Source organism: Paenibacillus sp. UMB4589-SE434 (assembly GCF_030226685.1).
Classification (GTDB): domain Bacteria; phylum Bacillota; class Bacilli; order Paenibacillales; family Paenibacillaceae; genus Paenibacillus_B.
This window is the reverse complement of record NZ_JASOYK010000007.1, coordinates 205,978-220,417: the sequence shown is the minus strand read 5'-3', so window position 1 is coordinate 220,417 and position 14,440 is coordinate 205,978. Positions and strand designations below refer to the sequence as shown.

12 protein-coding genes and 1 pseudogene are annotated in these 14,440 nt (G+C 41.8%); 6 read left to right on the top strand and 7 right to left on the bottom strand.

The window, feature by feature from the left end; translation table 11 throughout:
* Positions 1-19: 19 nt before the first annotated feature.
* The 7 genes from QP775_RS20975 to QP775_RS20945 form a co-directional block, all read right to left on the bottom strand.
* The gene (locus tag QP775_RS20975; protein ID WP_285108823.1) at positions 20-769 is read right to left on the bottom strand and encodes a GNAT family N-acetyltransferase; all 750 of its coding nucleotides are present in this window, start codon (positions 767-769) and stop codon (positions 20-22) included.
* Between the two features lie 311 nt (positions 770-1,080).
* Positions 1,081-2,061 (bottom strand): ABC transporter substrate-binding protein, encoded by a 981-nt coding sequence (locus tag QP775_RS20970; RefSeq protein WP_285108822.1) that lies wholly within the window; start codon positions 2,059-2,061, stop codon positions 1,081-1,083.
* A gap of 322 nt (positions 2,062-2,383) precedes the next feature.
* On the bottom strand, positions 2,384-3,169 hold the full coding sequence (locus QP775_RS20965; protein WP_285108821.1) for a response regulator transcription factor: 786 nt from the start codon (positions 3,167-3,169) through the stop codon (positions 2,384-2,386).
* Complete coding sequence (locus QP775_RS20960; protein WP_285108888.1) at positions 3,162-4,862, bottom strand: sensor histidine kinase; 1,701 nt, start codon at positions 4,860-4,862, stop codon at positions 3,162-3,164. The genes QP775_RS20965 and QP775_RS20960 overlap by 8 nt, the downstream gene beginning before the upstream one ends.
* A gap of 152 nt (positions 4,863-5,014) precedes the next feature.
* On the bottom strand, positions 5,015-6,670 hold the full coding sequence (locus QP775_RS20955) for an ABC transporter permease (RefSeq protein WP_239331502.1): 1,656 nt from the start codon (positions 6,668-6,670) through the stop codon (positions 5,015-5,017).
* Positions 6,667-7,773 (bottom strand): ABC transporter ATP-binding protein, encoded by a 1,107-nt coding sequence (locus tag QP775_RS20950; protein WP_285108820.1) that lies wholly within the window; start codon positions 7,771-7,773, stop codon positions 6,667-6,669. The genes QP775_RS20955 and QP775_RS20950 overlap by 4 nt, the downstream gene beginning before the upstream one ends.
* A 24-nt stretch (positions 7,774-7,797) precedes the next feature.
* Positions 7,798-8,820, bottom strand: coding sequence for an ABC transporter substrate-binding protein (locus tag QP775_RS20945; protein ID WP_285108819.1), 1,023 nt, complete (start codon positions 8,818-8,820; stop codon positions 7,798-7,800).
* A gap of 258 nt (positions 8,821-9,078) precedes the next feature.
* Between QP775_RS20945 and QP775_RS20940 the strand changes: the two are divergent.
* From QP775_RS20940 to bcaP, 6 genes and pseudogenes are all read left to right on the top strand, one after another.
* Positions 9,079-9,234, top strand: a pseudogene (locus tag QP775_RS20940) (aminoglycoside 6-adenylyltransferase); the annotation flags it as partial.
* Positions 9,225-9,875 carry a Vat family streptogramin A O-acetyltransferase gene (locus tag QP775_RS20935; protein ID WP_285108818.1) on the top strand — a complete coding sequence of 217 codons (651 nt, stop codon included), beginning with the start codon at positions 9,225-9,227 and terminating at the stop codon, positions 9,873-9,875. The pseudogene QP775_RS20940 and the gene QP775_RS20935, both read left to right, overlap by 10 nt.
* Positions 9,876-9,909: 34 nt before the next feature.
* Entirely contained in the window at positions 9,910-10,323 is a 414-nt protein-coding gene (locus QP775_RS20930; RefSeq protein ID WP_285108817.1) for an iron chaperone, read from the top strand.
* Positions 10,324-10,478: 155 nt separating this feature from the next.
* The gene (locus tag QP775_RS20925) at positions 10,479-10,988 is read left to right on the top strand and encodes a DUF2165 family protein (RefSeq protein WP_285108816.1); all 510 of its coding nucleotides are present in this window, start codon (positions 10,479-10,481) and stop codon (positions 10,986-10,988) included.
* 214 nt (positions 10,989-11,202) lie between these two features.
* Positions 11,203-12,606 (top strand): MATE family efflux transporter, encoded by a 1,404-nt coding sequence (locus QP775_RS20920; RefSeq protein WP_483312037.1) that lies wholly within the window; start codon positions 11,203-11,205, stop codon positions 12,604-12,606.
* Positions 12,607-13,031: 425 nt separating this feature from the next.
* Positions 13,032-14,417 (top strand): branched-chain amino acid transporter BcaP, encoded by a 1,386-nt coding sequence (gene bcaP, locus QP775_RS20915; RefSeq protein WP_285108815.1) that lies wholly within the window; start codon positions 13,032-13,034, stop codon positions 14,415-14,417.
* The last annotated feature ends 23 nt before the right edge of the window (positions 14,418-14,440 follow it).

Below are 14,440 nucleotides of genomic sequence, written 5' to 3'. Positions count from 1 at the left end.
TTGGATATACGGCGCTGGCCTAGCAGGATACAGCGTTTTTAACCCTATACCAATACTTATAAACTTCTGAGTATCCGAGCTTTGAATAAAGTCGAAGCGCAGGTTCATTGTGGGCTACAACCGCTAAATAGCTGTGTGTGGCGCCATTTTCGCGTCCCCATTTGAGCAGATTTAATATCATTTGTTCACCAAATCCTCGATTTCTAAAATGAGCATCCGTCACGATATCATATAATCCTATATACTCTCGCTCTATGACCCCAAGGCCGCAAGCAATAACCTGGTCTTCGAAATAAAGGGATACAAATCCTTTTTTAGTCTTAATATTGGACAGCATACGTTCCATAATGTCTTTGTGTTTATCTATAACACGATTTAGTCTACAGTAGTTCTCTATCCATTCAGTGCTCATCTGATCTTCTATGATAACGGAATTTAATAGGGGTTCAATAATGTGGTGTAAATTTAGGGTTTGTACACTTGTCAAATCAACTAAGGAATAGCCTTTCTGCTCTAACACGTGATCCAAATCTAGGGGCTGAACAAAGGGAGTAATTTTAAATGTTGGCTGCAACTGATGGACGGAATAGAGGCTCTCACAATGTTCAATTTTAGTATTCAAATCACAGGTGGAATAATGCAGGGGATTTATCGAATTGGCACGTTTGGTATAGCCATCGGCAAATCGTAATATCCATCCATCATAAAGCAGCGTGGATAGCGAGGGCCAGTTGTTCAAGGATAACTCTTCAATCCATTTGATATCCATAATTAGTGATGATCCTCCTATTCATAATTGTATAATTATACTTTTATATTAATTAATATTCAATGTGAATGCAATGACAAGTAGGTATACAAGATTGATGGTGAAAATGGTGGGAATGTTCCTCTTTTAGCAGATGCCTTGCTGAACGAAGCTGTTGTTAGGTTTGCAAAGTAGGTCTGCTAGGGGATAAGGGGATACGGAGGTAGAGTTGAGATAGGATTGAGGCATGTAGACCTAAAGATTCTAGGAAGAAATAAAGCCGCTTGCGCGGTGGACGCAAACAGCTTTAGTATGGCTAACCAAACATGTTGTTATTTCTTACCGGCTCCAGACATGACCTGAACGATCTCATCCAACAGCAGATCTAGTGTAATCGGATCGTCATAGTTAAACTTGCTGTCTAAGGTATACACATGTCCCTGCTTAACAGCGGGAATCGTCTTCCACATGGAGCTATCCATTAGGTTGTTCTGAGCGGCCATTGTTTCGGTACCGGAGTCGTTTAGGATAAAAATATCAGAGCCCATATAGTCCGGCAGTACTTCGCTGGAAATGTCCACAAAGCGCCCATTCTTATCGACAAGCTGCTGTGTTCCAGCCGAAGGCTTGAATCCAAGCTGTCCATACAGCGTCGTGTTTAACCCTTGGTTGCCCATGATAAACATATTCTTACCCATAAGCAGCAAGGACACAGCAGTTTCATTCCCTTTAAGCTGCAGCTTGTTCCTAGTGGCGTCTGCTTTTTCTTCATATGTTTTGAACCATGTTTCGGCTGCTTCAGTACGTCCAAGTACGTCTGCTGTGAGCATGACACGATCCTTGGTAGGCGTAGCGTCATCCAGTCCGGTCACGATGGTAGGTGCAATCTTCTCCAGTGATGCAAGTCCCTTCACATCCCAGTCATCAAAAATGATAAGGTCAGGCTCTAAGGCCAGTACCTTCTCTTGTGAGTAAGGATAACCAACATCCGTAATCCCTTTAATCATTTCGGGATAGGCAATCTGGCTGGCGATGACGCTAAGGGTCGCTCCAATTGGCTTGACGCCAATGGCCAGCAGGTCACCCGGGTTGCTGCCGACATATACGACTTTCTGCGGTACAACTGGAATTTCAACTTCGCGGCCTTGAATGTCTTTGAACATTCGAGTTGCTGCTTTATCGGTATCCGTATTATTTGCTGGCTGGTTCGATGCTGATGTCTGGGCAGGAGGTGCTGCTGCGCCACAGGCGGACAACATCGCTATTATAAACATCATACAAAGAAATACAAGTGTGCGTTTGTTTCTAAACATATGAAAATAGGGCCCCTTTCAAAGATAAAACAAATTTTCAAGATAATGATAATCATTATCAATTAAATTATCATTTAAGAAGTATACACCATGCCCTCTGTCAGGTAAATAGAAATATCGTGTTTTTAATGTAGGGCCTATTAGAAGAAAGTGATAATGATATGTGGAAGGGGATACTAATATGGGAAAAGTCTTATCATCAGCTCACCAGCGCACACTGCTTGAATTAGCGGTACGCGCTGGATGCTAAAGTTTCATACTATATTTATTTAGTAGAAGGGGGAGTAAAGTAACTGGCTGCATTAGGTTATGTTTCAAATCATCATTCTTGCTTTCGAAATATTTCTTGATACTGGCTCGGCGTACTATGGGCATACTTTTTGAAAATGCTAATAAAGTACTTGTAGTCACTAAAGCCGATATCCTGCGCGATTGTATATACTTTGCTATCTCCTGCCTTTAATAAATCGATCGCGATTTGGATGCGATAGCGGTTAACAAACTCATTAAATGTATAACTCGTTTCTGCCTTAAATTTTTGATTTAAATAATAGGCGCTTAAGTCGAGCTGCTCCACGAGATCATGAATGCTGATCTTCTTGGCGTAGTGCTCTTGTACATAGGCGATCATTTTGGCTACATATTTTGATGTTTTGGTTTCTTTTTCTAAAAAACGGCTGTTTATAATCTCTTCTCTTTCTTGCTTGAAGCTGGAGATGACTTCATATTTACGGATTAAATCTACTTTTGCTTTGGCAGATTCCAGTGCTCGAATCAGTTGGTCATCCTCTAATGGCTTTACGAGAAACTCGGTTACACCTAACTGGATAGCTTGCTTGGCAAGATGAAATTCATTATAGCCCGAGATGATGATACTGCTAAACGTGTGCTGCAGCAGCCCTTCTCTAATCATCGAGATGCCATCCTTGATCGGCATGTTGATATCCGAAATGACGATATCAGGCCGAAGTTCGCAGATCTTCTCATAGCCCTCTTGTCCGTTCAGGGCTTCTTCAATGACGATACAATCGTATTTCAGCCAATCTATACTAAATCTTATTCCTCTGCGAATCATATCTTCATCTTCTACCAGCAGAACCTTAAACATCATTTTCACCCCATTCGTAAGGAATCGTAAGTGTCACACAGGTGCCTTTTCCTTGCGTACTGTCTATGTGAATACCAGATTGCTCACCATATAACAGCACTAAACGGCGATGAACGTTGTATAGCCCAATATGCTTTGTCGTATTGCTCTGACTCTGTAAGATTTGATTTACTTGCTGCAACGTCTCTTCGTTCATCCCATGGCCATTGTCATGCACTTCCAGTATTAGCTTACCTGCAGATGTATAAATCCGTATTTCAATAAGCACCTTGCTTTGGTGTTGATAACCATACTTGATAGCGTTTTCAATGATGGGTTGCAATAGCAGCTTAGGGACGTATACCTCCTGGGTTTCCTCCGCTACGGATATCTGATACTCCAGACGTTCATTAAAACGAATATGCTGTAGTTTAAGGTAGTCTTGCACATAATTCATATCATCCTGCAGTTGGACACTGCGATCATGTCCGATGCTGTACCTGAGCAGTCGGGATAAAATCATTACGATGTCTTGTGCTTGATTGGCGTCTATTTTAATGGCATAACGCAGGGTTTCCAGCACATTAAACATAAAATGCGGATGGAATTGCGATTGCAGCTGTTTTACCTCAATAATGGTGCTGAGCTCTGACAATTCTTTGTTTTTCTCCATCAGATCCTTTAATCGATCCAGCATCACGTTGTATTCATCCCCAAGAATCTCAAATTCATCATTGGTCTGAATGTCGACGTACCCGTTAAAATTCCCCTCGCGCAGCTGCGCTAACGCATGAATTAACTTGTCGATAGATTCAGAATTGCGGGTAGACATTTTATGAGACATGATCTGAATCATGATCCATAACAATACGCTCGCAGCAAGGACAAACACAGACACCGTATAGTAGGTGTATTGCTCGGACTTGTAAGAGTTAAGCGTGACGACTTGAATCGGCGTATCAGGTATCCGTTTGGTATACATATAATACTTGCCATTATTTAATAATACATGCCCCTGGTTATCGAACGTAGGGCTGAATTTATTCAGAACCCCTTTGGTTGCATTGCTTGTAGTGGCAATAATCGTATTATGTTGGTCGGTGATCATCGCAATTTCGTTATTTTGCTCGAAAATAATTTTCTGAATGTCCGATTCGTACAGTTGATAAATGATATATCCAAGCGTTTGCCCGTTCTTAATGATCGCTTTGCCAAACGTATAGCTCGTATCGCGATCATGGGAGTAACGGAAGCTGTTCATTTCGCTCAGCGTATCTTGTGGCCGTTGATGAATCCGGTTAATCAGATTGCTGAAAGCAAAGTTGGACGACAGCACTTCCGGCGGAGCAGAGCTAGCCAGAAAGATGCCTCCCGTACTGACAATATGGAAAATACTCTTCACCTTCTGATGGTTATTAAAATCATAAAATTCAGAGTACACCTTATCACTGCCCAAGTGTGAGTTTACGTAGTTTGTCACAGCAGGTGAGGCAGCCATCCTATTAATCTCGTTGTAGTATTGCTGATACACTTCTGCCATGGACTGACTAATGGATTGGGCAGCCTCGGTTGTCTTTTGAGTCAAATTCATTCTGCCATTAATGATAGTAAACACCAGAAACAATATCATTAACACGGCAAACGGGATAATTGTATATATTCGAAATAAGTGACGGGTTGATTCTTTGAAGTTGCGATACTTTTTATGTTCCATTGTGCCCCCCATCCATACCAAGACCTTTGTTTTATTATACCTTACTGCTGGACAAGGCTGAATATAATCACTTCATCCGAAGGTCATCCAAATACAACCAAGTCGGTCCCTTGATGCAGGTACCGACTTGGAAGTGGTTGAAGCTTATCTGATTAAAGTGAAACTTCTTTTTGCCCGGACAGCTTAAGGAAGGTCAGCAGCGACACGACTGTAATAATGGTAAGGATCGTGGACAGTGCTGCAGCAACCCCGTAGTTCCCGCGAATAACCTCGGTATAAATGGCAACCGTTACGGTCTTTGTCTTGCCCGTATATAGGATGATCGAGGTGCTTAATTCGGTAATGATTGTAATCCAGCTTAAGATAGCACCAGAGACGACACCGGCAAGCATCATCGGCAGTGTAATCTTAAAGAAGGTTCTCATCTGGGAAGCACCCAGGCTGATTGCTGCTTCTTCAATTCCATCATTGATCTGGTGCAAGATGGCGGCACTTGATCGAATCGTATAAGGCAGCCGCCGAATAACAAACGAGATAATCATAATTAACGCGGTTCCGCTTAATGCAAGCGGTTTGTCGTTGAACGTAATCAATAACGCTATCCCTAAAATGGAACCCGGAACGATGTAAGGGAACATTGTGAAAATATCAAGCGTATTGGTTAAGGCGTTCTTTCTGCGAACGGTTACATAAGCGATTAGTATTGCTAACAGAATAATAACGACAAGGGATACGATAGCTAACACAAACGTGTTCGTAATGACGCTCCCGATATTGTTAAATGCATCGCGATAGCTTTGAAGCGAGAAGCCTTCTACAAAGATACGGCCGTTTGATTTCAAGAAAGAAGTATAGATGACGTACAATTGCGGTAACAGTGCAATCAAAGTATACAGATAGATGACGACATGTGCTGCAATATTGCCAATTCCTTTTTTCTTCTTGGATTCAATCGGATTTAGTGCACTCATCGTAAACGATTTACGATTGGAAATGAATTTTTGCATCAGGAAGATCGCTGTTGCAAAGAGAACAACGATGACACTGATTGCAGCTGCAAAGCCATCATCGCCGCCGACTTCACTGATAAATTCATTAAAAATCAGTACAGGGACGGTCTTAAATCCTTCACCAATAAGCATCGGTGTACCGAAATCAGCGAGTGCACGCATGAATACGAGCAGTCCGCCTGCGAGCAGCGTTGGTGTAATGAGTGGAAGCAGCACTCTGCGCATTTTGTTGAAGCCTTTGTAACCCATGCTTTCGGCAGCTTCCATTAACGATTGGTCCACATTTTTTAGTGCTCCGGATACGTACATAAAGATAAGAGGCACCATCTGTAAAGTTAAGACCACTAGTATACCTGTAAAGCCATATATATCAGGCATCGTAATTCCAAACGTGTTACTAATGAATCTGGTAATGACGCCGTTTCTACCTAACAGCAGGATCCAAGAGTAAGCTCCAATGAATGGGGCTGACATCGATGAGATCAGAATTAATACTCGAATAGTAGCATTACCTTTAATCTTAACCGTTGCCATAATATAGGCTAGCGGTGTTGCAATGAGTGCAGCAAGGAATGTCACACTGACGGTTACTTTAATACTGTTAAATAGTGCATTTAAATAATAAGGCTTGCTGAAAAATTTCGTAAAATAGGCGAAGGAAAAGTCACCCGTCGTGCCGTTGTATACACTTTTGATCAACATCGTAAACAAAGGTAATGCAAGAAAGAGAACATAGAAGATAAAGATCAGGAATGAAATGTTGGTCCAGACATCAAATCGTTTGCGTGTCCCCTTCATAGCTGACCGCTCCTTGTATAATTCAATTCACCTGTTGTGTCATACACATTAATTTTATCCTTTTTCACTTTTAGGAAAATAATCTGACCAGGCTCTAATATGTGTGTGGATTTTGATTCCTGCGTAATTTCAATCCGCTGACCGGATTCCAAGTCCACAAAGTAATGAGTGTTCTGGCCTAAAAATACGCTGTGTACAATGGTTGCTTTGATGCCTGTGTTATCCTCAGTGATGATAAACTCTTCAGGACGAACCGAGATTTTGACGTCAAGAGTGGCTTGCTTATCTGATCCCGTTAGCTTAATGTTCGTGAGTTCTTCGACGTATTCTACACCGAAATGTAAGTTATAGTGATTGTCTTCTTTTGTAAGACACCCATTGATAATATTGGTCCGGCCGATAAAAGTAGCAACAAACACATTTGCAGGACGCTGATAAATTTCTTGCGGTGTGCCCAAATGCTGAATGATTCCGGATTTCATAACGGCAATCCGATCGGATACCGCCATAGCTTCTTCCTGATCATGCGTTACATATACCGTTGTAATGCCAACTTCTCTTTGAATATCTTTAATGGCATTCCGCATGTCGACCCGAAGCTTGGCGTCCAGATTCGATAGAGGCTCATCCATTAGTAGGACGTCTGGTCGGATGACGATCGCTCTTGCTAGTGCAACACGCTGCTGCTGACCGCCTGACAGATTTTTTGGCATCCGATCTTTATATTGTTCGATTTGAACAACTTTCAAAATCTCATCTACTTTGGAGGCAATTTCAGCTTTGGATAACTTTCGATTCTCAAGGCCGAAAGCGATATTACCTTTGACCGTTAAATGAGGGAAAATCGCATAGCTCTGAAATACCATCCCGATATTTCGTTTTCCCGGTTCCACCTGATTAATAACTCGTTCGTTAAAATTAATTGTTCCGCCTTCAATGCTGTTAAAGCCAGCGAGCATACGCAGCAGAGTTGTCTTTCCACATCCCGAAGGACCAAGGAGGGTGAAAAACTCACCCTTCTTAATCTCCAGGGACAACTCAGGAATGACGGTAGTATCTCCATACTTTTTTACTAAGTCTTTAATGGATATATTCACGCTCATAGTTGTCACCTAATTCTCTATAATTTATTTGATGCTTGTGAACATTTCGATGTAATGCTCTACAATTTTGGATTTATTAGCACTTACATAGTCTGTGTCTTCTTTAATCATGTTGATGTCGGCATATGGCTTCATATGGTCGCCAAGCTTCGTATCTTGACGGAGCGGACGGTTTGTCAATTGCGTACCAAACGCATCCTGAGCATCTTTAGAAAGAATGAAGTCGATAAATTTCTTGGCATTATCCATGTGTGGAGCACCTTTTGTAATCGCGGATGCTGCATCCAGGAATACGGCGCCTTCTTTTGGATACACCACTTCTACCGGAGCACCGTTTTTCACATATGTGCTAGAAGGGTCTTCATAAGTTAAACCAACCACATACTCACCATCAGCTACACTTTTGTGAACCGCTCCGGAACCGCTTGCAATTTTACCATCAAGGTTCTGGATCAACTTGCTGACATAGTCCCAACCTTTATCATTCTCATAATCGCCGCCCATCGCTTTGAGCATATTGGTCAGCTGTGCGAATGCGGAGCTTGAACTCGCTGGGTCAGCAGATGCAATTTTACCTTTAAGCTTTGGATTAAGCAGATCTTCATAACCTTCAATTTTGATGTCGCCAACGAGGTTTTTGTTTACGAGCAGCACGCTTCCATCTGAGATGTAAGGAGTTGCAAATCCTGACGTATTACGATGTCCCTCGATTAAGTTTTTGTCTTCTGGTGATACGTAAGGCTCGTACAAGTCGGCATGTTCACGATAGCCTGCCATAGAACCACCGAACATTACGTCAGCATAAGGATTTTGTTTTTCTGATTGTAAACGCTTTATAATTTCGCCAGTCCCAGCCGTTACAAGCTCAACCGTAATTCCTGTTTGTTTTTCAAACATTGGGATGATCGTCTTAATAATTTCTTCACTGTTCGGACTGTAGATGACGAGTTTATTGGATGCCGCTTGCTCGGACTCGTTATTTCCACATCCACTTAGTGCTCCCATAAACAACATACAAGCCATCACTAATATAGAAAGCCTTTTCATTTTTATTCCCCCTGAACTAAGATCGTTTAGTTGCATGTTCATTGTAGCAAGGATGTTACCGGTTACATAATCCCATAATCCGCAAACATCGTCTAAAATTCGCAACCTATTTTTAATTTGAAGTATCGCTATCGAAGCGTATTCTTGTTATTATTTCCTATAAATAGGTCATTGGATGGGCTGTGAAGGATAGGAATAGTTATGTAAGGGAAAACACGCGAAGTGAACATGTATTGAAGGAATCTTCTTCGTACAGAACAAGCGATCATGGACTTGGTATTAGAAGCTGCCAATCAAGATGAGCGTATTCGTGCATTAGCTCTATATGGTTCACGCACGAGCCCGAACGCACTCAAGGATGTACTCAGGACTTTGATGTTATGTATTAGAGAGGAAGTGAATGCATGTCGCTAGCTCCAGATAAAACGAAGCTGTATCCTAATGACAAGATTAAAACCATTTGTTATATCAAAAATTTGCCAGGTAGACCAAACGTTGAGATTGGTGACTATACCTATTACAGCGATAATACCAGCTCTCCAGAGCGTTTCTATGATCACATCCAGCACCATTATGATTTTTTAGGTGATAAGCTGATTATCGGCAAGTTCTGCGCCTTGGCTGAAGGAGTTACTTTTATTATGAATGGTGCGAATCATCGGATGGATGGATTCACTACATATCCCTTCAATATTTTCGCTGGAGGTTGGGAAAAGGTTACTCCAACGATTGAACAGCTGCCTTTCAAGGGTGATACTCTAATAGGTAATGATGTTTGGCTGGGTCAGCATGTCACGATTATGCCAGGCATAACAATTGGTGACGGGGCAATAGTTGCTTCTAATTCAACTGTAGTCAAAAACGTTGAACCGTATACGATTGTTGGCGGCAACCCTGCAAAAATGATTAAGAAGCGGTTCAACGATGAGGTGATTCAGTTATTGTTGGAGCTTCAATGGTGGAACTGGGATGAGAAGAAGATATTTGATCATCTTGAGGAATTGGTTTCGATGAATGATATTGACACACTAAAGCAGCTGCTTAGTGAGGAGTAACTGAATTTATTAAAGGTGAGGAGAGGGGAGAGCAATGGACGGAAACAAAACAATATATGAAACTATCGATGCGTATATTTCACAATTTTCTCCTGAGGTTCAGGTTATTCTTGAAGCGGTAAGAAAAGTAATTCGAGATTCAGCACCCGGTGCAAGCGAAAAGATCAGTTATCAAATGCCTACGTTTGTCCTGCATGGCAATTTGGTGCATTTTGCAGCCTATAAGCATCATATTGGCTTTTATCCGACTCCAAGCGGAATCAGCGCATTTGAACAGGAACTATCAGCATTCAAAGGGGCTAAAGGCTCCGTGCAATTTCCGCTTGATCAGCCGATGCCTTATGAATTAATAAGCAAAATTGTACAGTACAGAGTTGCTGAGAATCTAGAGAAAGCAGAAGCTAAGTTAAAAAAGAAGCAGGACGGTGGCGGTAAAACAACAGCATAAGCAGAACAAGGGACATGCCTCATGCGTGTCCTTTTTTATTCAGATAATAATCATTTTATGTGGTAAAATTTAGGTATAACTTCTGAGGAGGGAAATCGTGTAAGCATTATCGAACTGTCGTTCTGTCTACAAAACATGAGAGGATGAGATGTGTCTTGAGCAATTTGACCTTACGGTATTTAAAAGTATTGATCGTTTTCTTTACGGCACTTTTTGGAACGGCAATTTTTGCAGGCAATCTTATGGATTATTATTCCAACTATATGTTTGTACAGCATGTGCTGTCGATGGATACTACCTTTGACGGGAATGCGCTTATGTGGCGCTCCATAACGAGTCCGATCCTGCACACGGTGGCCTACGTTGGCATTATTGCTGCGGAAGGCTTGTTCTCTTTGTTCGCCTGGATTGCAGCAGTGAGGATGCTTCGAAACGTAAAGCAAGAAGCAAAGTTGTTTAATAATGCAAAGACTTGCGCATATATCGCCTACATGCTGGCGTTCAGTATTTGGTTTTTTGGCTTTGCCATTGTAGGTTCAGAATGGTTTGCGATGTGGCAATCCGATACGTGGAATGGCAAACAAACCGCGATGGACATTACGGAGGTCATGATCGGTTTTGTCATCTTGGTATCGCTGCGTGATAAGGAACTGATAGAGGCCTGATCAGAACATCACTAGATAAACATATCCAGCATACGCCACATTTCCACCTCTCCTGCGATCTGGAGCGGCGACTGCCCATATGTCGCTCAAAAGGTCGCTTTTACGCCCTGTTAAGGTAACAGTCATCACTTTTATATCCTTGGGATAGTGGTATAATAATGCAGCAACTAGCGCTGTCAATGGATTCCATGGCAGAATAATACCAAAAAAAGAGATGATTACACTGAGTACAATAGATCCCAGTATAAAGAGAAGGACTACGTTCCTGCTGAACAAATATTTCACAGGTGACACGCTTGATTATAAACAAATTATCGCGATAATTATCCCGATATTTGTGGATCAAGCTTTTATTATTTTGATGAGCTTGTTAAATACGGCGATGATCAGCTCATCAGGTGTTGCAGCCGTTAGTGCAGTGAGTATGGTTGATTCGCTGAATATCTTTTTAATTAACGTTTTTGTTGCTGTGGCAACGGGCGGAACCGTTATCGTAGCGCAGTATAAGGGCAGCGGCAATAAGGAGATGGTTGCCAAGTCAGCCGCGCAGGCCATATCTGCCGTGGCCATCTTATCGATCCTGATTAGCGCGCTGGTCATTATTTTTCATAATCCAACGTTAGATTTATTGTTTGGACAGGCTGAAGCGGAAGTGTTCGACAATGCGAAATTGTTTCTCATTGGTAGCTGTATCTCTTACCCCTTTATTGCGATTTTCCAAGCTATAACGGGAGCGCTGAGAGGGATTGCCGAGACCAAAGCATGCTTGGGTTTGTCGCTTATTATGAACCTTACCTACTTGGGCTTAAATATTTTGTTTATTACGTTTCTGGATATGGGGGTCGTCGGGTTAATTATTTCGATGATCACAGCAAGAGTATTAGGCATGGTTATTGCGTTAATCTATTTAGTTAAATACAATCAGACGCTGCGGTTCCGTATCCAAAATGCACTTAAGCTTAATTTCTCTATTCTTAAAAAAATTATGATTATTGGCGTTCCATTCGCGGCGGAGCAGATGTTTTTTAATGGTGGAAAGCTATTAACGCAGACGTTTATCGTTCAACTTGGAACGATGGCCATTACAGTGAACGCGATTGGCGGCTCCATCTCATTGGTATTTCAGATCGGGGCAAATGCGTTGAGCATCTCCATAGTAACGGTGGTCGGCCAATGTATCGGGCGACGGAACACTCAAGATGCGAGGAAGTTTATTAAGTCGTTTATATGGCTGTCCTCGATATTTTTTGTTGTGATGGCGGCGATTCTTTTACCTTTATACCCGTTCATCGTGAGCTTATTCTCTCCGCCAGCCGAGATTGTGCCGGATATCTTTCAACTTCTGGTGCTGATTGCAGTCACACAGCCATTTTTATGGTCAATTAGCTTTATTTTGCCTTCCGCCTTACGAGCAGCCGGTGACTCGAATTTTACATCGATTACGTCGCTGCTTACGATGTGGGTACTCCGTGTAATTTTGGGCTATGTGTTAGGGATAACACTCGGCATGGGAATCATGGGTGTTTGGATTGCGATGGTCATCGAATGGGGCGTTCGTGGCTCGATCTTTGTCTGGCGCTTTAGAGGCGAGAAATGGTATAGCCGTAAATTGATATGATGAGTCGGGCAACGATGGAAGAAGTAACTAGCCACAAATTGTATAAATAGAAAGCTATGAAGAAAGCATGCTGCTGCGATGTATACACATCGACACGAGCGTGCTTTTTCTTTGCAATTGGACATATGAAACGGATCACGCCTAAAGAATTATTGAGTATGACTATACAACCAAAGAATCTATGCTAGGTTTTTCGCTTCTCGCCTATTTTAATATACAAAAATTTATAAAAATAGAATTTATTCTAAATTGATGCTTTAAACAGAAAAATGATAGTATAACTGAAAATTTAGCAAAATCTATTTCTCCTATGCTGCATGCATACGATGAACGTCGACGCGGAGATGGTTTGCAAAATTAATAAATTTTGCATATGTCGGCATACTAAAAATGTTTTTTGTGCCCATTGCATAGGAGGAATTGTTGTGAATCAGCTGTTTCGAAAAAAGTCACTGAGTCTTATGCTTGCTCAAAGTGAGAAAAAAGAACTGGCTCGGGCTATGTCCTTAATGGATTTAATTTTTCTTGGCGTAGGCTGTGTGATCGGTACCGGTATTTTTGTGGTTACTGGTGTGGTAGCGGCAGAAGCTTCTGGACCTGCAATCATGCTATCATTTGCAATCGCAGGCATAGTCTGCGCACTCGCCGCATTTTGTTACGCTGAGTTTTCATCAGCTGTACCTGTTTCGGGAAGCGTGTACACATACACATATGCAACGTTGGGCGAATTGTGTGCTTTCCTGATCGGATGGGATCTTATGCTTGAGTATGTACTGGCAATCTCTGCTGTAGCAACGGGCTGGTCAGCTTATTTTCAATCCTTGCTTAAGGGCTTTCAAATACATGTCCCCGCCATTGTGTCCTCTGCTCCTGGTGTAGGAAAAGGAGGAATTATCGATTTACCCGCCGTTCTCATCATATTGGCCATCACTGCACTTGTTAGTAAAGGGGTAAAGGAAAGTATTAAATTTAACAACATCATGGTATTTGTCAAATTAGCAGTTATCTTGTTATTTATCGTTGTGGGAATTTGGTATGTTAAACCTGACAACTGGGTGCCATTTGTTCCGTTTGGATTTAACGGGATTATTACAGGCGCAGCTACTGTGTTCTTTGCTTACATCGGGTTTGATGTTATCGCATCAGCATCAGAAGAAGTAAAAAATCCTAAAAAAACGATGCCTATTGGCATAATCGCGTCCTTATTTATTTGTACCCTTGTCTATATGGTCGTATCGGGTGTATTAACAGGGATGATTTCGTATACCGAGTTAAATGTGGGTGCCCCTGTTGCACTAGCACTACAATCAGTTGGACAAAATTCAGTAGCGGGTATCATTTCAGTCGGAGCTGTATTTGGGATTACAACTGTTATTCTGGCTTTAATTTATGCGCAAGTTCGCCTAGCCTACGCCATGAGCCGTGATGGATTACTACCGAAGAAGTTCTCGCAAGTCAATGCCAAGACTCAAACTCCATTCGCTAACACATGGATAACCGGGTTTGTAGCTGCAGGAATTGCAGGCTTTATTGATTTAACCACCCTTGCTCATTTAGTCAATATGGGTACGTTGGCTGCATTTACGTTAATATCCATCGCCATTATCGTTTTACGCAAGAAATTCCCGGATTTAAAAGCTTCTTTCCGGGTTCCGTTTGTGCCGGTACTGCCCATTCTTAGTGCATTATTCTGCTTATATTTGGCGGTCAGTTTGCCTTTAATCACTTGGATTTCCTTTGTGATATGGATTGGCGTAGGGACGGTCGTATACTTTGTATATTCACGTAAGCATAGCCATTTGAATCAATAAGAGCTTGTACTGTAGGCAAGTTT